This is a genomic window from Thalassotalea atypica, from assembly GCF_030295975.1.
Classification (GTDB): Bacteria; Pseudomonadota; Gammaproteobacteria; order Enterobacterales; family Alteromonadaceae; genus Thalassotalea_F; species Thalassotalea_F atypica.
In genome coordinates, this window is the sequence record NZ_AP027364.1 from 2,282,056 (window position 1) to 2,307,095 (window position 25,040).

The 25,040-nt window shown below is 40.0% G+C and carries 20 protein-coding genes and 2 pseudogenes; 14 read left to right on the forward strand and 8 right to left on the reverse strand.

What is annotated here, in order from left to right; all coding sequences use genetic code 11:
- Positions 1-34: 34 nt before the first annotated feature.
- The 3 genes from QUE03_RS10565 to QUE03_RS10575 all read right to left on the reverse strand — a co-directional run bounded on the left by QUE03_RS10565 (position 35) and on the right by QUE03_RS10575 (position 5,082).
- Positions 35-1,186 (reverse strand): saccharopine dehydrogenase family protein, encoded by a 1,152-nt coding sequence (locus tag QUE03_RS10565; RefSeq protein ID WP_286261184.1) that lies wholly within the window; start codon positions 1,184-1,186, stop codon positions 35-37.
- Positions 1,187-1,201: 15 nt separating this feature from the next.
- Positions 1,202-2,269: a saccharopine dehydrogenase gene (locus QUE03_RS10570; protein WP_286261186.1), complete on the reverse strand. Its 1,068-nt coding sequence runs from the start codon at positions 2,267-2,269 to the stop codon at positions 1,202-1,204.
- A 98-nt stretch (positions 2,270-2,367) separates the two neighbouring features.
- Positions 2,368-5,082 (reverse strand): TonB-dependent receptor, encoded by a 2,715-nt coding sequence (locus QUE03_RS10575; protein ID WP_286261189.1) that lies wholly within the window; start codon positions 5,080-5,082, stop codon positions 2,368-2,370.
- Positions 5,083-5,355: 273 nt separating this feature from the next.
- Between QUE03_RS10575 and ygjK the strand changes: the two genes are divergently transcribed.
- The gene (gene ygjK / locus QUE03_RS10580; RefSeq protein ID WP_286261191.1) at positions 5,356-7,869 is read left to right on the forward strand and encodes an alpha-glucosidase; all 2,514 of its coding nucleotides are present in this window, start codon (positions 5,356-5,358) and stop codon (positions 7,867-7,869) included.
- 123 nt (positions 7,870-7,992) lie between these two features.
- On the opposite strand, the pseudogene QUE03_RS10585 reads toward ygjK, so the two are convergent.
- Positions 7,993-8,171, reverse strand: a pseudogene (locus QUE03_RS10585) (transposase); the annotation flags it as partial.
- 248 nt (positions 8,172-8,419) lie between these two features.
- On the opposite strand from QUE03_RS10585, the gene QUE03_RS10590 reads away from it, so the two are divergent.
- The 3 genes from QUE03_RS10590 to QUE03_RS10600 all read left to right on the forward strand — a co-directional run bounded on the left by QUE03_RS10590 (position 8,420) and on the right by QUE03_RS10600 (position 10,823).
- On the forward strand, positions 8,420-9,004 hold the full coding sequence (locus QUE03_RS10590; protein WP_286261193.1) for a M23 family metallopeptidase: 585 nt from the start codon (positions 8,420-8,422) through the stop codon (positions 9,002-9,004).
- Positions 9,005-9,126: 122 nt separating this feature from the next.
- Positions 9,127-9,825 (forward strand): ZIP family metal transporter, encoded by a 699-nt coding sequence (locus QUE03_RS10595; protein WP_286261195.1) that lies wholly within the window; start codon positions 9,127-9,129, stop codon positions 9,823-9,825.
- Positions 9,826-10,031: 206 nt separating this feature from the next.
- Entirely contained in the window at positions 10,032-10,823 is a 792-nt protein-coding gene (locus QUE03_RS10600; protein WP_286261197.1) for a substrate-binding periplasmic protein, read from the forward strand.
- Positions 10,824-10,938: 115 nt separating this feature from the next.
- On the opposite strand, the pseudogene QUE03_RS10605 reads toward QUE03_RS10600, so the two are convergent.
- Positions 10,939-11,075, reverse strand: a pseudogene (locus tag QUE03_RS10605) (IS3 family transposase); the annotation flags it as partial.
- A 474-nt stretch (positions 11,076-11,549) separates the two neighbouring features.
- Between QUE03_RS10605 and QUE03_RS10610 the strand changes: the two are divergent.
- The 9 genes from QUE03_RS10610 (at position 11,550) to QUE03_RS10650 (ending at position 19,737) form a co-directional block, all read left to right on the forward strand.
- Complete coding sequence (locus QUE03_RS10610; protein ID WP_286261201.1) at positions 11,550-12,410, forward strand: LysR family transcriptional regulator; 861 nt, start codon at positions 11,550-11,552, stop codon at positions 12,408-12,410.
- Positions 12,411-12,639: 229 nt separating this feature from the next.
- Positions 12,640-13,368, forward strand: a complete 729-nt coding sequence (locus tag QUE03_RS10615) for a methyltransferase family protein (RefSeq protein WP_286261203.1) — start codon at positions 12,640-12,642, stop codon at positions 13,366-13,368.
- Between the two features lie 100 nt (positions 13,369-13,468).
- Entirely contained in the window at positions 13,469-13,954 is a 486-nt protein-coding gene (locus QUE03_RS10620; protein WP_286261205.1) for a hypothetical protein, read from the forward strand.
- Between the two features lie 293 nt (positions 13,955-14,247).
- Positions 14,248-14,652 (forward strand): acyl-CoA thioesterase, encoded by a 405-nt coding sequence (locus tag QUE03_RS10625; protein ID WP_286261207.1) that lies wholly within the window; start codon positions 14,248-14,250, stop codon positions 14,650-14,652.
- 283 nt (positions 14,653-14,935) lie between these two features.
- Positions 14,936-15,706 (forward strand): gamma-glutamyl-gamma-aminobutyrate hydrolase family protein, encoded by a 771-nt coding sequence (locus tag QUE03_RS10630; RefSeq protein ID WP_286261209.1) that lies wholly within the window; start codon positions 14,936-14,938, stop codon positions 15,704-15,706.
- A complete protein-coding gene (locus tag QUE03_RS10635) occupies positions 15,699-17,042 on the forward strand; it encodes a glutamine synthetase family protein (RefSeq protein ID WP_286261211.1) in 1,344 nt (447 codons plus the stop codon). Before QUE03_RS10630 ends, QUE03_RS10635 begins: the two co-directional genes overlap by 8 nt.
- Before the next feature lie 13 nt (positions 17,043-17,055).
- Positions 17,056-18,426 (forward strand): aspartate aminotransferase family protein, encoded by a 1,371-nt coding sequence (locus tag QUE03_RS10640; protein ID WP_286261213.1) that lies wholly within the window; start codon positions 17,056-17,058, stop codon positions 18,424-18,426.
- Between the two features lie 79 nt (positions 18,427-18,505).
- On the forward strand, positions 18,506-19,384 hold the full coding sequence (locus tag QUE03_RS10645) for a hypothetical protein (protein ID WP_286261215.1): 879 nt from the start codon (positions 18,506-18,508) through the stop codon (positions 19,382-19,384).
- Positions 19,385-19,401: 17 nt separating this feature from the next.
- Positions 19,402-19,737, forward strand: a complete 336-nt coding sequence (locus tag QUE03_RS10650) for a DMT family transporter (protein ID WP_350227384.1) — start codon at positions 19,402-19,404, stop codon at positions 19,735-19,737.
- Positions 19,738-19,756: 19 nt separating this feature from the next.
- Here QUE03_RS10650 and QUE03_RS10655 read toward each other — a convergent pair whose 3' ends face one another.
- From QUE03_RS10655 to QUE03_RS10665, 3 genes are read right to left on the reverse strand one after another with little or no spacing between them, the layout of a single operon-like run.
- Positions 19,757-21,109, reverse strand: a complete 1,353-nt coding sequence (locus QUE03_RS10655; RefSeq protein WP_286261217.1) for a DUF3422 family protein — start codon at positions 21,107-21,109, stop codon at positions 19,757-19,759.
- 35 nt (positions 21,110-21,144) lie between these two features.
- Entirely contained in the window at positions 21,145-22,869 is a 1,725-nt protein-coding gene (locus QUE03_RS10660) for an amidohydrolase (RefSeq protein WP_286261219.1), read from the reverse strand.
- A 35-nt stretch (positions 22,870-22,904) separates the two neighbouring features.
- On the reverse strand, positions 22,905-24,197 hold the full coding sequence (locus tag QUE03_RS10665; RefSeq protein WP_286261221.1) for an NAD(P)/FAD-dependent oxidoreductase: 1,293 nt from the start codon (positions 24,195-24,197) through the stop codon (positions 22,905-22,907).
- Positions 24,198-24,368: 171 nt separating this feature from the next.
- Here QUE03_RS10665 and QUE03_RS10670 point away from each other — a divergent pair, with 171 nt between their 5' ends.
- A complete protein-coding gene (locus tag QUE03_RS10670) occupies positions 24,369-24,917 on the forward strand; it encodes a cupin domain-containing protein (RefSeq protein ID WP_286261223.1) in 549 nt (182 codons plus the stop codon).
- The last annotated feature ends 123 nt before the right edge of the window (positions 24,918-25,040 follow it).

Here is a 25,040-nt window from a genome sequence, read left to right on the forward strand (position 1 = left end):
CCCCGTTCAACGTCGATGTTAAGCGGGGCTTTTATTAGTTCAAATAGTCCTTATGAACAATGGTTTCACCGAGTTCTTCCAGTGACTTTAACCAAGCATTAATTTGCTCAGGCTCATCTGGTGCGGCGGTTACGCCAAATGGCATTTCACCTTTAATGATAGATTCAATCGCAAGACTCACAGGTAGTGAAACAAGACGAGCCATAGCCTGACCTCGTTTATCACCTTCACTATCAAGATAATACCCTTGATGCCAAACGGCTTTACCGGCTTGTCTAATTTCTAATTCAACACACATCACCACCCTATCAGGCTCTCCACCTTGATAGCTGTATTTTGCTTCAAGCTCTTCGCTTAGCGCACACAGTCGCTGTTCACCTTCTTCGCCGGTTAGCGTCGCAATTTCATCAAACAGTTGCTGCCAAGCAGTTGACCACCCGTCTAAACGCAATGTCCCTCGAACAAACTGCTGCACATCCCAATCGTCACCAAAATGATACTGTTTTAAAAATGGCAGAGAGTCCCTATTAGGGTACGCTTGAAATACTTCTTTGCCATTTGATAACTGTGCTTCATAACGACTTAACGCTTCCCATGGCGCATTTGACGTGTTTAGGCGACCATTTTCTTGCCATTGCGCTTTAGAACGTAAAGCTTTTAACACCCCTAATGGAGACCAGCTGAATTTATATTTAAAATCATTAGCCACGGCAGGAAAACCGCCGCAGTATGAGCGGAAATAATGATGATTTTGTGGCGAAAACTCAGCGCTTTGGCGATACTTATCAACTAGCAAGTGAGCAAGAAGATGATCGATACCTGGGTCTAACCCTACTTCGTTAACAAAACACAGCCCCGCCAATTTTACTTGATTGTTTAGCGCATCCATTTCTGGTGAAATATAGCTGCTTGATACAAAATGTGCCTTTTTCTCCAAACAAAACTCAGCAATTTTAGTGTGTAACGTTGCTGGCAGCATTGAGACAAGAACGTCACCTTGTTTAACCACCTTGGTTAATGCTTCCCAGTCTAATTGACGTATATCGATGGTGTTATCTGCTAATGTTCGTTGAGCTTTCTCTAAACTACGATTCCAAACAATTAACGGCGTTTCTTTATTGGCTAGTTCTTTAATACCAGGGGCAGAAGAAAGTCCAGCACCTAGCCAATGGATAGTATTTTTCATAGTGTCTCTTTAATTCTATATTGCTTTGGTTTTTTCATTAAATAGTGCGAGTGCACGTGACCACACACCCTGAGTATTATCGGCTAAGGTCAGTAAATGTACCAGTAGCTGCTGACAATAGTCCTCACTACTTTCTTTAGGTAGCAATGAAGGTAAATGATCAATTGCAATTAAATCAAGCCTGTTTACTTTATCAAGTATTAAGCAAGGCACTTTAAAGGTTGTACATTGATGATAAATGGGTAATGGATTATAACTACCGTAAGGGTCGCAGCTAACGTCAGCAATTACGGATAGTTTTCTATCGTTTTTGCGTAGCAATTCATGGGTAATAAATGGCGGTAAGTCCCTATTAATAAGCACGCAATTGATGAATATATCTGCTTGGTTGATTTCAATAAAAGGTCCACCCTTTTTCGTTTCAGCCAAATCCCACTCAATAACCTCTAACGATAATGCTTTTGCTAGGTCAACCGCGCCACTGCCGCTTCGGCCTTTAGCGCCAATCACCAATACTTTAGGTTTGTTGATACATGTTGCTAAACCATTCCCTAGCTCTGAAAGTAGTTGCTGTTTGTCACGATAAGATGAAATATTAGTGAGTTCTTTGGCGGTATCTTCTTGCTGATTAATCCAAGCGAGCACCGATAATGCCGCGCCTGCAAAACCTGCCCAATAACCAAACGCTGCAATTCGTCTTTGTTGCTCATCGACTAGATATTCTAAGTCAAATAACTCTCCACCACCTGATTTAAATCGTGACAATAACGCCTGCCAACCAGCCTGTTCTTTATAAGCATGGGCAAAATAAATATGCTGATGAATCAGTGGGAAAGTATCTTCAGGTAACTCTTTTAAGCCTAAAATAATGGCATCTTGGGGGGCACTAACCCAACTGCCCGGTGGGGCTATGTCAACATTTAGCGCTTCATATAAATGCTGTTGAAAAATATTTTGAGAAGAGCGCTCAATGGTCACTTTGAAACCAGCTTCAATCAAAGTCGCTGCCCCCTCAGGTGTTAGCGCAGTTCTTTGTTCATCTGGTTTAGTTTCAGCTCGAAGCCAAATATGTAGTTTAGTCATGATTGTAATTTCAAATACGTCACTTTAAAAAAAAGGTGCTAAGGCACGTAAAATCTTAGCACCTGATAAAAAATGCAAATCCTTTTGCAAGTTACACCCTAAAATGAACCACGTATACCTACAGAGTAACGAGCGCCCGTTTCAGTAATATCGAGGTACTGATTCGAGTATTTAGCTGTAGTTGTATAAAGCTCATTAGTTACGTTAATGCCTTCAAAGAAAACAGTGAAGTTTTCATTGATGTCGTAACTACCGCTGATATCCACTTGTGAGTAATCATCAACATAATGTCCGTCACGCCATGAACGTGGCTTTGATTGCATAAAGCGGTCACGTTTGTTGTAAGCAACGCGGAACTGAATAGCGTCCTTTTCATAGAATAAGATAAAGTTCGCTGAATCACCTAAACCAATTAATGGTAATGGGTTGTCTTCATCATCAGCCGTTGATTCACTATCAACAAATGTTTTGTTTGCTATGAAGCCTAAACCATCTAACGGTGCAGGTAGGCCAGTAAACATGTGCTGAATAGCAACCTCAACGCCTTCAATTTCTGCCTCGTCTGAATTTACCGGACGAGAAATCTTGTAGTTGTATGTACCACTAGGCACCGTTACAACTTCTTCGACTTCGTCTGAAGCTAAGTAACCATCAACGTCTTTAGTAAACATCGCTACAGCCGCATAACTACCTTCATCGTAGTACCATTCCAAGGCCAAATCTAAATTGTCAGACTCAAATGGCATTAATTTAGGATTTGAACCCCAACCAGTTAAGTTATTAACATCGCCACCGCCATAACCAGACTCTGGTGACATTTCGTCTAATTCTGGTCGAGTGATGCTTCGTGAATAAGCAAAGCGCGCAATAATGTCATCAGTAATTTCTAATTTGGCATTTACACTTGGCAGCCAATTGTCATAGGTATGCTTTACCGTAACGGGTGTATAATCATCACCTTCTATAGCATTCACAAAACCTGGTTTAGACGTAGACGGTTCAAGGTCAAGTAACGGAATAGCAAAACCATCAGCCGTACTGGTTGTTTCTACGTAGCGCATACCTGTGGTGATTGTCCAAGGCATGTCGGCTACTTCACCATCAAAATAGAAATCAGCATAAATTGCTTTTAGCTCCTCCTGAATTTCATAGGTCCATGGCACTTGATGCATGGTATGACCTTCATTTTCTTCAATTAATTGACGGGTATATTCAGGATCGTCCATCATCGCGATCACTTCATCTGACGTTAAGTAGTCAAAGAAATCTTCAGAATCGAACGTTAACCAACTTTGCTCTGGTGAGCCGCTACCGCCTGATAAAAAGCCGTCTGCGTCATATTCACTAAACATGCTCTCAGGTAACCAGATTGGCGTGCTGTTATCACCCCACAACCAAGGCATTGGTCTAGTCGTTCTTTGGTATTTACTTGATAACGTACGATCAGACATCATTGCGCCAAAGCCAATTTTTGCCAGCGCGCCTGTATCTACGGTCCATATACCATCAACTTTAAGCTCAAGTACATCATCTTTACGAACTGATCCAAATCGTTCTCCCCACCCTGCTTTTAAGCCAGCTGTAGAGTCCGTTCGATCAAACGTTAATTCAGGCAATTGTCCAGAAGTACGGTCGTAAGTATAATCACCCGGCCTTGACGCAACAGTATCAGTTGAGCCCTTTTTAGGATCAGATTCTGCCTCCGAATAACTCACATCAAAGTTGAGGTTTAAGTCATCTTGCACTTGCCAGTCAGCATTAAAGCCAAAGGCCATCAACTCATTTGATGTTTCTGATTGGCGAACCATTACATCACTGTTACTACCTTTGCCCATTGAAAGTTTGACCAATGTGCCATTTTCATCAAGTTGCACGTCAGTCAACTGACTTTTAGTGAACCAATGCGCCAGTATATCCTGACGGTATTCAACATCATATTTTGAATACAAAGCATCAACAGTAAACACTAAATCATCGTTAGGTTTATATTGAAATACAGCAGTACCGCCTGTACGCGTTCGTTCTTCCGTTTGTGCTATTTGGTCATAGTTTTGAGGAAAATAAACATCATCGTAATACGTTCCGTCATCCATGGTTAAATCGGTATGCCAGTAATATGCAGTATTTGCAGAGTCGTAGCGGCTTTTACGTTCGCTATGCGCGAATGAGAACAGAACGCCGAATTTATCATCGTCAAAGGTATTACTGTATAAACCAGAAAACTGCGGCTTAGTATCTTCGGTCATATCATCGTATTGTGCTTTAACACTACCGATCAATGTTGAACCATCAATATCAAAAGGTTTAAGCGTTGTAACATTAACTGTTGCACCGATCGCCCCTTCTTGCAAATGTGCCGACTGTGTTTTGTGTACTTCAGCACCACTGATTAACTCAGACGCTAAGATGTCAAAACTGAAAGCACGGCCACCGCTGGTTGTCGCTAATGTTCTACGGTTAAGGAGTACTGACGTAAATTCTGGCCCCATACCACGAACAGTAATTAACTGACCTTCACCGCCTTTACGGTCGATTGAAACGCCGGTTATGCGTTGTAATGATTCGGCAACGTTTTGATCTGGAAACTTACCTATATCTTCCGCCGTAATAGCATCAACAACGGTATCTGCATCCATTTTAATATCTTGTGATTTAATTAAACTTCCGCGAATACCACTAATTGTGATCACTTCAGTTTCATCTTCTGCTTTCTCTTTATCGTTCAAATCTGCCGCATTTACTGAACTAGCAATCCCTAAATTCAGCATTATCAGCATTGATAGATATTTGAGCTTTGGCTTTTTAATGTGCATTGTAAACTCTCCGATGGCGGCGCTATCGGGTAATAACTCGCCAAATCATGTTTTATTGTTATGTGTATAATCTGCCGATTTTATAATCGATCACGTCAATACTATATCGACAAAAGTCATATTACAATATTTATCATACAAATAATATTAGTGGTAAAAATGCTATTTATTTTGGTATATTCGAAGAATGACAATTAATTGCGCGATGATAGAATCAAAAAGATTGAGTACATTGGCGCGAGTAAAATAGACAAAGCAGTGTGGAGAATTTTAATGAAACGAAGGTTTTACCCAGTTCGAATGGCCTATATTTTGGGGTTATGGCTAACCGTTCCATTAGGTCTACATGCTAAACAAGATCATTTAGCACCTGATACTGAGCTACCCAAACCTAGCCATATAAACCCCGATAGCTTGGTCTTACGAAATGTGATTGATCGCACAGGCAATCCTACTAAACACAAAGACTACGATAAATACGGCAACCAGCAATTTAACCCGTTTTTTGACTTAGGCGCATGGCATGGTTATTTACTACCTGATAACCAAAATACTTATGGCACATTCACAGGGCCTTTAGTAATCGCTCAAGAGTATGGTTTATTTATTTCCAACGCGTTTGAGCAGCTAAGCGTAGTTGATAATAAAACACAAAAGGCATTTGATTTTGCGACAGCAAAAGCTGAAGTATATTCACAACCTGGAGCACTTGTTCAGCAATATAGATTCCCACAGTTGTCCATTAAGCTGGTATTACGCTACGTCAGCAACCGCACAGCGCTAGTGACTACGCACTTTGAGAACAAAACTAGCAAACCTCTGTCGTTGCAGCTTAGGTGGCAAGGCAAATTGCTAGCCGCTTGGGATGATAAAAGCTCTGTCGAACGGACGATGCCAAATTGGACAAGAACACTATCACCTGCTGAGGATGGCGTTGTTATCGCTTTTAGTAAAGTGAGATCAACGTGGAATGCATTAACCAGTGACAGCGCTCAATTTCAAATAAAACGCTCGATCGCGAGTAAGAGTAAAGTTGATTCAAACAACCATAGCTACACCAGCACAGCACAAGTCGACATTTTAGCCAATAATGAATTAACCTTATTTACCACCCAAAGCTACTTCCATACTCAACAAGAAGCCAACGAAGAGCAAACACTTATCAGTAACATACTGAGTTCCCCAGCGCCGCACATCAATGCAACAAAACTCAGGTGGCAAAATTACCTACAGTCGTTAACCAATACAAAAAACACTAATCCACAACACACTAAAATAGCGGTTAAGTCGATTGAGACCTTAACGGGAAATTGGCGCAGTGCCGCCGGCAGCTTACTACATGACAGCGTTACCCCGTCAGTCACTGCAAGGTGGTTTAATGGTACTTGGGCATGGGACAGTTGGAAACACGCCTATGCCATGGCAAGTTTTAATGGTGACACAGCAAAAGACAATATAAGAGCCATGTTTGACTATCAAATAGCGTCAACCGATGCTGTAAGGCCACAAGATGAAGGCATGGTAATTGATGCCATATTTTACAACAAAGACCTTCCTCGTGGTGGTGATGGTGGTAATTGGAATGAGCGAAACACTAAACCACCACTGGCTAGCTGGTCTGTATGGCAAGTTTACTTGGCCACTAACGATATAGCTTTCATCGAGGAAATGTTCCCCAAACTTCAGCGTTATCATCAGTGGTGGTATAGGAATCGAGACCACAATAAAAACGGCCTTGTAGAATATGGCGCCACAAAGCATCGCTACCATAATGATGAGCAAGGCAATCTTAAGTTCAAAGTGCAATACACTACGCCAGATCGAGCAACAAAAGCCGCTTTAACCCCCTGTCAACTAATAGAGCAGTCATGGTATCAGTGCACTGGAATAGAGTTATATCAGGAAATAATTGCTCAAGCGAACTACAACGATATCGATATTGGTGTTCAGCATGGTGCGGCGTGGGAGTCAGGCATGGACAATGCCGCAAGATTTGGCTTTATCACCAACGAACAACTAAACGCCTACGCCAGAAATCATTACCAAGGAGATATCAAAGAAGCCCGTAAAGACTGGCAAGTCGAATTTTTTGAAAACCGAGATGAGCAAGGCCAATTACTGGGTTTTTCTATCAATCAAGAATCCGTAGAGCTGAACTCGTATTTAGCTCATGAAAAATTACTGCTGTCGAAAATGGCAACATTGCTTCAACAATTTGAGCTCGCGAAACATTACGAGATCTCAGCCAATGCTTTAGCACTGCGAGTTAACCAATGCTTTTTCGACGACGTATCGGGCTTTTACTATGATAGAAAAATAACAAAGAGCAACGGAAAAACTAGCAACAAATGCAACGGTGAGTTATTAACCAAACGTGGTCGAGGGCCTGAAGGCTGGAGTCCATTATGGGCAAACATAGCTGATAAAGACAAAGCCGAAAAAGTAAAAAATGTAATGCTAAACGAGCAAGAGTTTAATACTAAAATTCCACTTGGAACGGCATCACTATCAAACCCTGCTTATGATCCCGATATTTATTGGCGTGGACGTGTATGGCTTGATCAAGTGTATTTTGGGTTAATCGCGCTAGACAACTACGGCTATCAAACCCACGTAAAACATCTAATAAGCAAATTACTGGTCAACGCTGAAGGACTAAGCAAGAAAGGAGCTATAAGGGAAAACTACAACCCAGAAACAGGCGCGGTACAAGGGGCAAATAATTTTAGTTGGAGCGCCGCACATTTATTAATGCTTTACCTTGAAATTCTCAACGTTAAACGCTAAACGTTGATCAGGTCATGACAGACGTAACAGCGTCACGAAATGAAAAATAAAAACGCAGGCGACGAGAAACAAGCTTTCTTTTCAGTGCTACTAGATTCATGAATCTGTAGCAAACGCTGCGTATCGTATACTAATGTGGGCTAAATGCATTTTTTCACTTGTGCTGTATTGTTTAGGGACTAAACCTATCCAAGCGGCGGACAAGCGACTGGTGTCAAAGTGCTTAGCAGCATTGACCTTCACAAAAACGGCGATTGCAGCAATTTCATCACCCCCGCGGGAATACTCATCAAGTATTTAGCAATTTGTGCTAACAGATTGGTTCGCTTGACTGTTTTACGTAATTTGCACTTGCTATATTAATTACTGCCATGAATACTGAAACTAATTTGACGCCTTTTATCTAATATTAAGGATGCCAATTGCTTTAGTTAGTGACGTATGGACTTTCATCAATTGAAGCTATTAATCAATTTCACTATGGCACATTTGCTAGCGATAGATGCCGAGTTGGGGTTCATATCAATCGTTATGCATATAAGGATATTCAATGAAGTCACATTTTCTATTTATAAGTATGTTTTATTCTTTTCAGGTATTCGCTAATAACACTGTTAAAATTCACGCTCCCGTCGCAGAATCATTCAATTGTACAGAGCATTGGGATGGTCAATTTAAGTATGTGGGGGACGCCCTAGGTACTGACTGTGTAGTCCAAAATTTTTACGAGTCTGGTGAACGTTTGTTTATGAGAACATTTAAAAACAACGGACATAAAAATGAAGATTGGTATGGTTTTGGTAAAAATGTACTAGCGCCTTGTGATTGCACCGTTGAATCTATTAATAAAAATAATGTAACAAATGAACCAGGAATTATGACTCCTGGAAGAGCGGGTTCAATATCGTTTAAAAAAGCTGATGGAACTATAGTTCTTATCGCTCATATTGATAACACCAATGTATCTAAAGGTGATGTTGTCAGCGCAGGTAATGCTGTAGCGACCATTGGTAATAACGGCTATAGCCGTAATCCTCATTTACATATCGCTGCATGGAAGGAAAAGCAGCCTCTGCAAATTCGTTTTGACCAAAAAACATTAGGCTTAAAATTTCGTGAAGAAAGTGGCGAGTAATGTATAACAGGCGCATTAAGCTCATGACTGATAACAGTTTGCTCAGTTTTGCCCCGATATACAATTTCAGCAAACTTTTATTAGCCCCTAAATGGGGCGTTACACTCCAGTTCGGATAGGCAATGCATCCTTTATTAATAGTTATTTTATCAACTTTACTTGCTGGATTAGCAATGCCATTCGGTGCTGTGATTGCATGTTTTGAAAAAATTGGGGAAGAGTTTAGGCATGGTGTACTGGCTTTTGGTGGAGGAGCTTTATTGTCAGCCGTAGCTTTAGTCCTGGTGCCTGATAGTGTAGAGGCACTTAATCCACTATTTGCTTGCATATGGTTCTTACTGGGCGGTATCGCTTTTATGCTTCTCGATATATATCTTAAGAAAATAAATACTCAAGCAAGTCAATTAGCAGCCATGTTATCTGATTTTATCCCTGAATCTATAGCGCTAGGTGCGGCATTTGCAATTGGAAGTAATAGCGCCTTATTACTTGCAGGTTTAATTGCACTACAAAACATACCTGAAGGATTTAGTGCATATCGGGAGCTAAATACTACTTCAACATATAGCCCTCGTAAAATTATCATTATATTTTCTTTGATGGCACTATTTGGACCTGTAGCAGGAGTGTCTGGTTATCTATGGTTATCAGGGTACCCAGAGGTTATTGCTAGTATTATGCTTTTTGCTTCAGGTGGTATTCTTTATTCAGTATTCCAAGACATAGCTCCTCAGGTAAAATTAGAAAATCATTGGGCGCCCCCTATGGGTGCTGTTTTGGGGTTTATGCTTGGTATGTACGGTTTTATGACTGTGCAATGAGTAGTTTCGAATTGTAAATAAAAAATTATCTAGTGCAAGACAGCCTTATTTCATTATCAAGCTACGGGTGATTAGTTCTCAACAATTTGAACTTCAAATAGTTATCGACAGAAAGAGTGAGTTAAACATTCGTGCCAAAGATATCCAATTGACAACACTACCAACTAAAATTAAGCTGTAGTGATAACGCTCTATGCATGCAAATAATGAATTACACAAGACTCGTGGTTCTAATAACCATTGTTTTAACTATGTTTAGTTCAGGTAAAGCAATGGCAACTTTGCCCGAATGCGACTCACCTTTAAAATTATCATCTACAACACAATGGCACCCTTATATTTATCAAAACGATAAAGGAGAAAGTACCGGTTTAGATGTCGAATTACTTATCATTATTTTAAAGCGCATGGGTTGTGAATTAGAGGTTATCCACTTTCCAGAACGTCGCGCACTATACGAGCTAAGCCAAGGGCATTTTGATATTGGCGTCGGGGCTAGTAAAAATGCGAATCGTCTCAAGAAATTTTTATACTCATTACCTTATCGTCATGAAAGTAATAAATTTGCCTTTAGAGCTGATGATCAAGATGTTGCTATAAGTTCATCGTTAAAAGAGTTACTAGATATGAACAAGGTTATCGCCATTAATGACGCAGGTTGGTATGGCGAAGAAATCGAACAAGCTAAAAAGAACTACCCCCATTTTAGCCACAGTCCAACGTTGGTCAGGCGATTGAAAATGCTAACAGCGAATAGAGTCGACATCGTGGTCGAAGATGAGATTGTCTTATGCACCGAATTGCTGCTACCCACCTACAACAATATAAATATCCATCCAATCGCACTATTTGAAACATCTGTGCATTTTATTTTTAACAAAAACTCAGTCTCTGCTGTATTTTTGGAGCAATTTGATAAAGTATTAAACAGCATGCGCGAAGATGGCAGCCTACAGAAATATTATCAAAAGCAATTACCCTTACAATGTCAGCAATAAATAAAAAAGAAGCGCTGGATGAATCGACCAAACTAACCTAGACATTTTATTGGTTCATAAAATTGGTTCTGTCATAGTCAGCTGGTGACTAATTATTTAAATAACCATGTTTTCATTTACTGTTATAAAACATTTCGATGTAATCGAAAATATCTTCCTTAGCCTTTTCTCTATTTTTGTATTTGCATCACTTAATTCGCTCACGCTTATGGAGCCCGAAAAGCTTTCAGCAACCACATTATCATGGCAACTCCGCAACTCATGATCAATTGTGCTCCGCTGGATTAGTTGATGTTTTTATTCGATTCTTATGCTAACGAGCTAAAGGGTAAGGTCTGAAAGTATTAAGAAAATCTATTGAATTGGCATAGTTTTCAACAGGCTATCATTTTAGTTCAAAGCGGGAAAACGCTTAACAAGGCTTTTAAAAGAGCAATTGACTGTTGATGATATAAATTCATTGTTGGCGCTAACTCATGATAACGTAAAATACATTGGCGTAGATTATAAAACTAACTTTACTAAAGAGATATGGCGCAAAGCTTTTATACGTAACTTTGATCGAGAGGCTAATACGCTCATATATACCCAACTCGACAAAAGTAGTTTTATCCTGTTCATTTCAAAATATAAGCAGTAGAGCTAAGCTTAATGAGCTATGACTAATAAATAAGCGCAGACGATGTCTAATATGGTGCCAAAATACAAAGCAAGTTGAGACAGTAAATGATGAAACTCAATACCGACAGGCTGAATGCTTTCTATCAAGTAGCACTTGATAAAAGTTTTTGCAAAGCGGCGGATACGCTCTGTATTACTCAATCTGCCCTATCTCAACGTGTACTAAAAATGGAGCAAGAAGTTGGGAGTAAACTCCTGATACGTGGCAATGATGGCATTGGTTTAACTGAACAGGGTAAACAGCTATTTCAGTATGCATCTGAACAGCAAGCAAGAGAACAAGATGTTTTAAACGGTATTTCAGGTCGCAGTGCTATAGCCAATGGTATAGTGCGTATTGGGGCATTTAGCTCTGTGATGCGTTCAGTGATCATGCCGTCGCTCATCCCACTGATAAATTCCCCACATCAATTGAAAGCTGAGTTTTATTCAAAGGAATTGAGAGAATTATTGCCCTTGTTGATGTCTGGGGAGGTTGATTTTATTGTGACAGACGAAGTGCTGGATGATCCGCTTATTGAATCTATTGTCCTTGGTGCTGAAACATTAGTACATGTTCGTAATAAAACGCTTTCCCATCAAGTCATACCTCCCTGTTTTTTAGATCACGACGTGCACGACATGACTACCTTTAACTTTTTCTCGGCACAAGGTCTTTCGGATTTTGAGTTTGATCGTAGTTTTTATGATGATGTATATGGCATTTTAGACGGCGTAAGACTAGGGTTTGGTGAAGCGATTATTTCCCAGCACATGATAAAAGAAGATGATTGTATAGAAGTGGTTCCACATGAGAATCCATTTCAAAGCCCTGTTGTACTTGGCTATGTCAAAGACCGATACTTGTCTACTTTACAAAAACAAATCATTGAACATTTAGAGCAAAATGTCCCCTCCTATTTATAGTGAGCAACTAATTTCTTATTCTCCTAAATAAAAGTTATTGAAATTAACTCCCCTAACCTTTTGTTTATATAGCTTTAAAGCTTAATTAATACCCCTATTAAAATTATTAATTTTACTGCTAGTACGTGCGGCGATACGCTATTCGCCAATGGATGCATTAAATCAAATGTGAAGTACCAGCGTTGTAACGTACTAGTGTATTGAATGATTTTAAAATGGAGTCGATAAAATGAAAAAACTTGTTATTTCTCTTTACGGAATTTTCGCGTACCTCATCGGTTTGTCTGGGCTTACCGCCTTTATTCTCTTTATGGGGGGATGGCAAATTCTACCCATCCACATTAACTCTAACATTGCTTCAAGTAGTTCGATGCAGGCCGTTATAGTTAATCTGTTAATTTTAACACTATTTGGCTTGCACCATAGTATTGCTGCTCGAGCCTCATTTAAAGAAAAGTTAACACAGTATATTCCCGCAGAACTAGAACGTAGCACTTATGTGCTTGTATCAGGCATTTTTATGTACATTTTGTGTTTTTATTGGCAGCCTGTAGCGGGCACTGTTTGGAATATAGACAATGCAGTCATCACAATCTTACTGAAAATTGTTCATATTATCGGGTGGCTTGTCTTGGTTGGCGCGACATTTGAAATTGATCATTTTCACTTAATGGGGTTAAAACAAAGTATCACCACCGATGTTGCTGAAGGAAAAAAACTCAAAGAGAACTTTTTATACAGCATAGTAAGGCACCCGATTCAAACCGGCGTATTAATGGGGGTTTGGTCAACTGCTTACATGAGTATGACCCAGTTCATCATGTCAATTGGTTTAACTTTTTATATCGTTGTGGGCCTATATTTTGAAGAAAAATCGCTTATCAAACATTTTGGAGATACCTATCTTGATTATAAGAAAAGAGTGCCTGGCGTGATCCCATTTTGGCCAACGCATTAAATAATAAACTAATCAACCGATGTAGATAAGTGGAGTGACGAACGTGGTAAAAATTAGCATAAAAACAATATGTAAAGCGGTTACTTTGTGCTGTTTAATAGTGGTAAGTTCGCATACCTATGCAGCATTAATTTGTCAATTTGATAATGCTATAATTACTGACGTTGGCTTTGTCGGTATTGAGTCATCTGGAGTGCATTTATTCTTTGGACCAGACAAACTAGATATAGGTGATTCATTCGACTTATTGACTGGTGCATCGCCTGGATCGAGCGAGCTTGCTTCTGCACTAAATGTAAACTTTGATGTAGATAACATTAGTGGTTTTGGCTTCGGTGACACGCTAAATTTAACGCCTTTAACAGAGCAGTTTTTTATCACTATTATTGAAAACTCTGGTTATTTTAATATGAGTGGCGTTACAGCATATTTTAATGGTGATGGTCAAGGCGCTAGCTTTCATGGTGTTATGCAGCGACCTGAAGAATCGATAGATGTTTCTGAGCCTAAATCAATACTAGTTTTATTATTAACACTAGGACTTATGTGGTCATTGATAATAACCAATACACACCACAATGCATAACAAACACTGAACGATTGAACATTAAAAATAGTTATTCAACAATTAGATAAAGACAGAAGAATTAAGCTTTGGAAATGGTAGTCGTGTTATGGGAGTTGCACTAGCGATCCACTCCTACAGTAACTCTGCCAAAAAAACTCATGAAAATTCTGCACCTATTTAAGAATGTAGCGCCCTAGTTAACAAAACAAATGTACATGATTTAGTACAATGTTTGTTTTCTTTTTTGTTCAACTTATCAAACATATTGTGTAATATATCAAATGTATTAAGTGCCATTTAAGGAAAAGTTAATGTTCTACGAAGTAATCAAACCTAGGGTCGGTGAAACGGATGCGTTAGGCCATATAAACAATACCGTATTTCCACAATGGTTTGAGGCCGCTAGAAACCCTATTTTTAAACTTTTTAATCCTGATCAATCACTTAACTTAACGCAGTGGAATTTAACGTTGGCAAACATGAATATTGATTTTCATGCGCCACTTAAATTTGGCAATGATGTTGAAATTAAAACCTACATCAAACGTATCGGTAATACATCTTTAGACATTTATCAAGAAGCATGGCAAAACAACGTAAAGCACGTATCTGGTACAGCAGTGATGGTACATTATAATTATAAAGAGAAGAAACCACAGCCAATTACTAATGAATTTAAGCAAAAGCTGCATATTCACTTTATCCAAACCTTTTAGCTAATCCACTTCAGTCTAATCTACTTAAGCCGCTTTACTATCAATGGAGAGTGGCTGTTACTGTAAAATATTTCAATCACAAACTCTTTCCCTATACCATCAAAAGAACCCCAGCAAGCTTCTGTTATAGTTAGATAAAATCAATATCGTATTAGAGACTAACCGCTACTTTTTAGCGATATTTATAGACTATTTTACTGTTTCATTTAAAAAACATTAGACGTTCATTATTTTGATATGCTACTGTTTGTTAAATTGAACACCTTAAAGAATAATCAACAATATGAAACAAAGTGAGTTACCGCTTGTGGGATTGATTTGTGATCGAGAAATGATCGGTCCTCACCCTTTTCATGTGGCGGGCGAAAAATACTTAAATGCTATTGCTGAGCATAGCAATTGTCTGCCGGTATTAATCCCTGCTCTAGCAACCAAGTCACATATTGAGCAATTGATACAGACGCTTGATGGCATTTTGTTAACAGGTGGTTACTCAATGGTCAACCCGTTGCACTATCAGGATGAAATAGCTGAGGAAGGCACCAAACTGGACAACCATCGAGACAATACAAGTTTACTACTGATTAAGAAAGCGATTGCCAACAACGTGCCTTTATTAGGGATCTGTCGTGGCTTTCAAGAAATGAATGTCGCTCAAAAAGGCACGTTGCATCAAAAACTGCATCAACAAGATGAATTTATTGAGCATAGAGAAAACAAAGAACTGCCTCTAGCCGAGCAATATGGTTCAAGTCATGAGGTGTCTGTAAATACTAATGGCAAACTATACCAAATCGTTGGTGAGCAATCGTTAACAGTAAATTCACTGCACACTCAAGGCATCAATCAATTAGGTCAAAACCTCACGATTGAGGCAACCGCACCTGATGGATTGATTGAAGCAATATCAGTTAACGGCGAAAACAATTTTGCATTAGCCGTTCAGTGGCATCCGGAATGGCAAGTAGAAAACAACCCGATTAGTAGTAAATTATTTAGCGCCTTTGGCCAAGCCTGCATAACCAGAAAGCAAATGAGAGAAAATAATGGATAAAATAAAAACATGGTTGCATGAAAATAATATCCAAGAAGTACAATGTGTTACTGGAGATCATACGGGCATTGCTCGCGGAAAAATTTTGCCTGTTAAAACCTTTGTCGCAGACGAGGGATTCAGGATTGCAGAAGGTATTTTATTACAAGCTGCCTGCGGTGACTTGATAGAAGATGATATTTTATTTTCTTTGATTGATCCTCGCGACTTAGACATGTTCTTAAAACCTGACAATAACGCTTGTTATGTTTTACCTTGGACTAAAAAGCCAACGGCTATGATTATTCACGATTGTTTCAATCAGCAGCACAAACCAATCACACTCTCTCCTCGCAATATTTTGAAGCAGGTAATCGCTTTATATAAAGAGAAAGGCCTTAAAGCTGTTGTTGCGCCGGAAATGGAACTTTACTTAATTAAAACGTCTGATGACCCAAACCAACCATTACAGCCGCCTACAGGCCGTTCAGGACGTATAGAGTCAGGCAGACAATCATTTGGAATAGAAGCGGTTAGTGAGTTTGACCCGTTTATTAATGACGTTTATGACTGGGCAGAAAAGTTAGGGCTAGATATAGATGCCGTTGTTCACGAGGAAGGCCCTGCACAGTTTGAGTTTAACTTTAATCACGGTGATCCCATATCACTTGCGGATCAGGTGTTCATGTTCAAGCTTATGGTCAAAGAGGCCGCAACAAAACATGGTTTTACCGCTACTTTTATGGCAAAGCCAATCAGTAATGAGCCGGGTAATGCCATGCACATCCATCAAAGCATTGTCGATATTGAAACAGGCGATAATATTTTTACTAGCGAGTCAGGTAACACAAAAGCGTTTGGACATTACCTAGGTGGGCTGCAACGTTATACGCCTGAAGTTATGGCAATTTTTGCACCAAATGTTAACTCATATCGTCGATTTGTAGCAGGCATCGCAGCACCGGTAAATCTACATTGGGGTGTTGAAAACAGAACCGTGGGATTGCGTGTTCCAGAGTCTCCCCCTCACGCAAGACGTGTTGAGAATAGACTTCCAGGCGCAGATTCAAACCCTTATTTGGCAGTCGCAGCAACCTTGCTGTGCGGATACATTGGTATGGTTGAAGAAATTGAGCCATCGGCTGAAACATCCACCAAGGCCAATAAGCAACGATGTACCGAACTACCGCTTAATATCGATGCAGCCATATCCATGATGGAAAACAGCAGTGCGTTAAAAACATATCTAGGTAATGATTTTATTAGAGGCTTTACCCAAACACGTATCGCGGACTACGAAAACTACAAAAATGTGATTAGTGCGTGGGAACGCCACTTTTTATTAACAGCAGTATAAGTAAGGTTTTATTATGCAAAACAACAATCAACAAAATGCATTTCAACTAAAAAATAATGCACATCATTTTCAACCGTTTAGTGATAATAAAGAGCTTGCTGAAAAAGGAATAAAACTCATCAGTAAAGCTGAAGGGGTTTATATTTACGATGATAAAGGCAATAAACTGCTTGATGGTATGGCAGGCCTATGGTGTGTAAATATCGGCTACGGTCGACAAGAGTTAGTCGAAGCCGCGACTCAACAAATGAGCGAATTGCCCTATTATAATTTGTTTTTTAAAACTACGACTGCACCAGCTACCGAATTAGCTGCAAAAATAGCACAACTTGCACCAGCTCATATGAACAAAGTCTTCTTTACTGGCTCTGGCTCAGAAGCAAATGACACCAACTTTAGAATGGTACGTCGTTACTGGGATTTAAAAGGTCAGTCATCAAAGAAAGTATTCATTAGCCGAAAAAACGCTTATCACGGTTCAACCGTTGCTGCAGCTAGTTTAGGCGGCATGGGTTACATGCATGAACAAGGTGACCTGCCAATTGAAGGCATCACGCATATAGATCAACCATACTGGTTCGCCGAAGGTGGTGATTTATCGCCAGAAGAATTTGGTATCAAAGCCGCGCAATCATTAGAAAGTAAAATTTTAGAACTTGGTGAAGAAAACATTGCCGCTTTCATCGCCGAACCATTTCAAGGTGCAGGTGGTGTAATCACGCCTCCTGACTCGTATTGGCCGGAAATCAAAAAAATACTGGCTAAATACGACATCTTGCTGATTGTCGACGAAGTGATCTCAGGCTTTGGCCGCACGGGTGAATGGTTCGCTAGTGAGTACTTTGATTTAAAGCCAGATCTGATTACCATTGCTAAGGGTATGTCTTCTGGCTATTTACCAATAGGCGGCGTGATTGTTTCTGACAAAGTCGCTGATGTGGTCATTGGTCAAGGTGGTGACTTTAACCATGGCTATACTTATTCAGGACACCCTGTTGCAGCAGCTGTAGCATTAAAAAATATCGAATTAATGGAATCTGAAGGTGTTGTTGAACGGGTTAAAAATGAAATTTCACCTTATCTTCAAAAAAGATGGCGAGAACTTGCAGAACATCCAATCGTTGGTGAAGCGCGCGGATTAGGTATGGTAGCCGGTATCGAGTTAGTGAAAGATAAAAACACCAATGAGCGTATCGCGCCTAAAAGTGCAGCCGGAGGTGTTTGTCGAGACTTCTCGATTGCAAACGGCTTAATCATGCGACCTTGTGGCGATACCATGATTATTTCGCCGCCATTGGTTATCTCAAAACAAGAAGTGGATGAGTTGATAAACAAAGCGTTAAAAACACTAGATGACACTGCTAAGTTTTACAACTTGATATAATTTAAATAGGCCGCTAACTTATAGCGGCTTTTTTATGGCCGAATAAAAATAAGAAAAGAAAGATAATAAGGTTAATCAGATGTCGGAACTTACGATGAATCAAACCATGAAAAAACATTTTCACGCGTGGGGATTTCAAGCGTTCAAATACTTGGTCTATACCGCACTCGCCTATAACGTGTATTTATTTTTTCAGGAAGAGTGGCTAGCAAGTAGCGTGGTATTTGCTGGCGGTATTACGTTTAGCAATTTGATTGAAGCATTTTCTTCTACCATTGATACCGGTGCGTGGCTAGTATTGCTGTTGTTATTTGAACTAGAAACTTATGTTATTGACGATAGTAAACTTACCGCCGGAACGAAAAGAGTACTGCACGGTATACGCGCATTTTGCTACCTCTTCATTTTATATTCTTTGTACGGTTACATGACCAAAGTGGGATTAATAGGCCAATTTACGCCGCATCAAGTCGGTAATTTATGTGACATGGTTAAAGAGTGGAAGTTTATGGAAACGCTGAACGTTTACAATGAAATTACGCCGCAAACCTGTAAAACCATTGCCGCAGCTAGTACAGAGTTTTATATCCATGCACCTTTTAAAGTTATCGTTGACAGTAGCACCTTAACTGATGTCAAAATGTTGGCCTGGGTTGACGTCATTAATGCCAGTGCTTGGGTTGGTGTTGTGATCATGCTAGAGATTGATGTGCACACCCAGCTAGGTAATATTTCCAGTAAATTATGGGAAAAATACAATGTGTATGTCAAGGTCACCATTTACAGCATTTTGTTTATGGCTGCTGTTTTTTGGGGTGTTACCGGTAATTTCCTTGAGTTTTGGGATGCATTTTTATGGATTGTCGCGTTTGTGTTAATCGAGCGCAATATCTTTGAATGGCAGGCGGAAATCGCTGAACGAAACAGCCATGCTAGCGATGAAAATACTCACTCGTAAGTGAAGGAATAACCTAGATGCCCATAACGTATTGGTACTTAATATGCGCAATTGTCACCGAAGTGATTGCAACCAGTGCGTTAAAGTCAGCCGACGAGTTCACTAAGCTATGGCCCAGTCTCATTGTGATATTGGGCTATTTGGCCTCTTTCTATTTTATGATGTTGGTATTGCGGCAATTACCGGTCGGTATTACTTATGCGATATGGTCTGGCGCTGGCATCGTATTAGTGACCATTGCCGGCCTCTTTCTTTATCAACAAAAGCCCGATATTCCAGCCATGTTAGGCATGTTTTTTATTGTTTTAGGGGTTGTTGTTATTCACCTATTTTCGAAAACAACAGGACACTGAAAATGCAAACATATACTAACTAACTGGCTGGTTGTTTCGTTAATTTGTGATGTATATATCTGGTACCAATAAAAACACTCACAATTACCGTAGGCACCGCAATTCCTTTAACAAGGTTATGATCAACATCCAATCCTAGACCTGTCGTTGAGGTAAGTAATATATCCAGTAACTGAATGGCATAATAACTAATCGCTGCGACCGACAACCCTTCAACGGTTTGTTGGAGTCGCATTTGGATGTGTGCTCGACGATTCATTGATTTAAGCAGTTTTTGATTTTGCTCTTGTAGCACCATTTCTACACGTGCTCTGAGTAGGTCACTTGCGCGGCTTACCCTTCTCGAAATATCTTCTAAATGATTTGCAGCTGTTCGACATGTTTTTACCGCAGGGGTTATACGACGCATTAAGAACTCTTGCAGTCGCATGTAGCCAAACAGCTCATCTTCTTTTAACTCTTCCATGCGTTGCAAGGCAACATCGTAATACGCATTCGTGGCTGAAAATCGGTAATTGCTTTGGCTACGCAAGCCTTCAACTTTTACCGCGAGCGCTAACACCGTATTGAGTAGCTCTCGGTCATCATGTTCATTGCCCATCGCGATTAGACTGGTGACCTGTTTAAGCTCAATATCAATTGTATTTAACTCGCCGTTTATCTTTTGCGCTAAAGGTAAACCGAGCGTGGCCATTAAGCGATAGGTATCTAGTTGCAACAATTGTTGAATTAACCGACCAAGTTGCTCTGGCGATAAGGTGTTGGTACAAACCAGAAAGCGTGCAAAGCCATCCTCGTGCAGCTTGTAGGATGTCCATACCTTAGCAAGTCCATTATAAGGGGCGCTGGCGATCAATCGCATATTATCAAAACAATTGGTAATTTGTTTTTCATCGATTGTTTCTTCTTTGCCAACGACCAAATGCACCGCCGCTATCACCTGCCCTGGAATCTTCTCTAACCAATCCATAGGAACATAATCAATGGCATTCTTTGTAAAAGGTAATATCGATTGGGGCGTGTCATGGATTATTGTATAGGTTGAATACTCCATATGTCTTTCCCAACGCAAACGAAACAAACCAAAGCATTGATAAAAACAAGGCATGTCTTGGGTTGGTGAGTTTACTTGAAACCTTTCGCACAAGAGTGATAAGAAATCATATTCTTGTTGCTTTAGTTTTCCTTCATGTTGAATAGCAATATGGCTAATTTGGGTAGGATTAGTCAAAGATTGAAACGGACGATTGTGCAGCTCACTGTATAATTTTTCTCTAAGCGGGTGTGTTATCACTCGCTTTAAGCCCGCAAAATCAAGCGATTTTCGATCATTAAATAACTCGTCGTTAGGTAGCCCTTTAGAGTATTCCATACGAAATAACCTATATGTTACAGCATTCAGTGCTATTAGTTGTTTAATGCACCTGATGAATATACCGTGTTCCCCGCCAGTATCGTTTGCAGTACTTTCACTTTATGGATGTTGTATTTGTCTACTGCAAATAAATTTTGATCAAGTAAAACAAAGTCCGCTTTTTTACCTACTTCGATTGAGCCTATTTGATCTTCAAGGTGCAATTGGTAAGCGCCATCTAAGGTGTAACCTTTGATTAACGATGCGATGTCTAGTCGTTCTTCTATACCTGGCTGAATAGGCGCATTCTCTTGCTCAGGGGTTTGTCTTGTGTGCCCAATCTCCATATTAAACAACGGAGACATACCCAAAGTACCTGCACCCGATGCAGGAAAATCGCTACCAAATGCCATTTTGACACCGGCTTCTTTTAAGCTGTTAAATCGAAAATAACGGCTAAATTGATCATCACTGACAAAGGCTTTCCCGTACTCGTCATATGAAGCCCAAAGCGGTGTACTTTGTGCGACCACGTTTAATTTGGCAAACCTTTTAACGTCTTCATCGGTCATCACTTGGATATGACAAATTGCGTAACGACTAGTACTTTGATTATGTTTAGGATTGTTTCTAATAAGCTCAATGGCATTAAGCGTTTCAGAAATAGCACGCTCTCCTAACGCATGAATATGAACATCCATATTCGCGTCACTGGCCTGTTCAATCAGTGCATTCATTTGCTCTTGGCTAAATACACTAACGCCTTTATTGCCCTTTTCTCCTTGGTAATCCTCAAACATGGCTGCGGTTTTCCCTTCAATAGTACCGTCATTCATGATTTTTAAGGTATTGATATGATACATTTCATGCTTGCTAACAGCGCGTTTATGACTTGCTATCTTAATGGCATCCTTGGCGGCTTCACTTTTACCAATCATATGAGAGGCAACCATGCGAACCGTCATTTTTCCTTGCTTGGTCAATTTTTCTAGGACTTCAAGTTGCAAAGAATCGACATCTAACGCCCCTGCATCAAATACTGAGGTTATGCCATAGCGATTCATAAGCTCGATCACATCACTTGTACCAAGTGCAATACTCTCAGCGGTTATGACTTCGAGTTTTTCTATCGCTGCCGTTGCCGTGCCTTCAAGCAAGTAACCTGTTGGCCTACCATGCTCATCTCGCTTGTAGTAGCTAAACTCAGGAACGGGATCCGGTGTATCTTGATTAACACCAAGTATCTTCATTGCCTTGGTATTAGCCCAAGCGCCATGAAATCCTTCGTCCATGATTATCACCGGACGATCAGTAACCACCTTATCTAACATCGCACTTGTTGGGCCTTGAGGGCCAAAGGCGCTGGCCAAAAATCCATAGCCAAATAAAACGCGTTCATTAGGGTTTTGTGCTGAAAATTCAGCTAATTGTTTAACCCAATGTTCAGGTGTAGCAAAACTGTCTAAAGACAGGCTTCTCATATATGCGCCGCCCATAACAGGATGAGCATGTGAATCGATAAATCCAGGTAATAACATTTTACCTTTCAGATTCTGTTGCTTAGTGCCCTTTCCGGCTAACGATAGGATCTCTTGGTTCGTACCAACCGCTACTATTTCACCTTTACTCACCGCTACCGCTTGCGCCCATGGTTGTTTTTCATTAACCGTGTAAACAGCGCCGTTGGTTAGAATAAGATCCGCTGAAGTTGTTTTACTGTCAGCCTTTTGGCTAGTGATTAAAAAACCAGCTAAGGCTAAAACTAAATAGTGTTTCATAGTCATTTCTTCTTATTGTTAATGAAAATTTTTATTTAAAAGGCATCGATCATTTTGTGATACATCATACCCAGCGCAAGCAATGGAGAGCGTAAGTATTTTCCGCCAGGAAAGGTCATATGTTTTACTTTGGCGAAATGCTCCAATCGGTGAGTTTCGCCATGAATTGACTCTGCCAACAACTTAGCAGCTAAATGTGTCACATTAACACCATGTCCAGAATACGCCTGCGCATAGTATATATTGCGGTCAATCCTGCCAATTTGAGGTAGCCTATTAGCACCAATACCAATCATTCCTCCCCATTGGTACTCGATTTGGGTATTTACTAATTGAGGAAATATTTTCAGCATTTTAGGCAATAACGCAGCTTTTATGCTTTTTGGATCTCGGCCTGAATAGTTGCACATTCCGCCAAAAAGCATTCGTTTATCCGCTGACAGCCTGAAGTAATCAAGGTCGATTTTCATGTCGCAAACCGCATGATTTTGCGGTAGCAATGTTTGATAAACCGATTCAGGAAGCTGCTCTGTGGCAATGATATAACTGCCCGCAGGTAATACTTTCCCTGATATTTTAGGCTCTAGATCACCTAAATATGCATTACCCGCTAAAATAAGCTGTTTGGCATGCACTTGGCCCGAACTGGTACTTACTGTAACCGTTGAACCTTTATCAATTTTTACAACAGGTGAGTCTTGAAAAATTTTAACACCTAAGGATACGGCGATCTCTGCTTCCCCTAAACAAAAATTGAGTGGATGCAAATGGCCACTCGCCAAATCCTCGAGCCCCCCTATATAGCGATCAGAGCCGACGACATTTTGCTTCAATTGACTTTTGTCTAGCAATGTAACATTGCGGCCGTAATAGGTTTGACTTAAATGCTCGTAATCTTTTTCCAACGAACGCATGTCTTTGGGACGAGTAGCCAAGTCACAATAACCCAGGCGTAGATCGCAACTAATATCGTACTTTTTGATACGGTCAATCACTATTTTGTTTGCCTCAAAGCCCATGGCTGATATCGCATCAACCCCCTCTTGACCGATTTGATTTTTAAATATGGATAAGTCATGTCCTACGCCTCGTATAATTTGGCCGCCATTTCGACCAGATGCTCCCCAGGCGACTTTTCTTGCTTCCAAAACTACAACGCTATAGCCACGTTCTGCCAACTCAAGCGCCGACGCAATACCGCTAAAACCACCACCAACAATACAAACATCAGCCGTCAACGACTCTTCTAGTGAACTGTATGTAGGAACTCTATTAATGCTAGAAACATAATAAGATTCTGGATATTCGTTAGTATGAATAACGGTCATTGTGAAGCCCTGTTGTAAATTATATTACCCAAGCGTAAATTATATAAAACATACTATCGAATAATAATTTAATGTCCAGTAATTCGAACAATATATTGAACACAATTGCTTTATTAGGCTTACATCGATATCATTTAACTTCTTGTAAAAGCGTATTTTAAGGATATTCCATTGGACGTTGGTGCCCGACTGAAAACAGTTCGAATGTTAAACAATTTATCCCAGCGAGAATTAGCTAAAAAAGCTGGGGTGACTAATAGCACAATTTCAATGATCGAAAAAAATAGTGTTAGTCCTTCAATAAGTTCACTTAAAAAAGTACTTAATGGTATTCCAATCTCATTGGTTGATTTTTTTGCTGAAGAAGAAGAGTCAGACCATGCCCAACAGGTTGTCTATTCTCCTGAAGAATTGATGAACATTGGTACAGGCGATGTGTGTATGGCACTGGTAGGTAAAGCTTTTCCAAACCGACAAATGACCTTTCTTGCAGAGTCTTACCCCCCTGAAGCCGATACAGGCACAGAGATGTTAGAAAACGATGCTGAAGAAGCAGGCTATATTGTGGAAGGGAAGATTGAACTTACTGTTGGTGATGAAGTATTCATATTAAAAGCCAACGATAGCTACTATTTTGATAACAATAAACCTCACCGTTTTAGAAATCCATACAAGAAAGTTTGCAAGATTATCAGCGCAACGACCCCCGCTAACTTCTAACAGTTCGATTTTTAGCGCATCAAAGTGCTGTGCAGTAGCGAACAAACTAACTTGTAAGTTTAAATACAATATAAAAAAAGCCTTTACCAACGGTAAAGGCTTTTTCTTTATGTTATAGAAGCA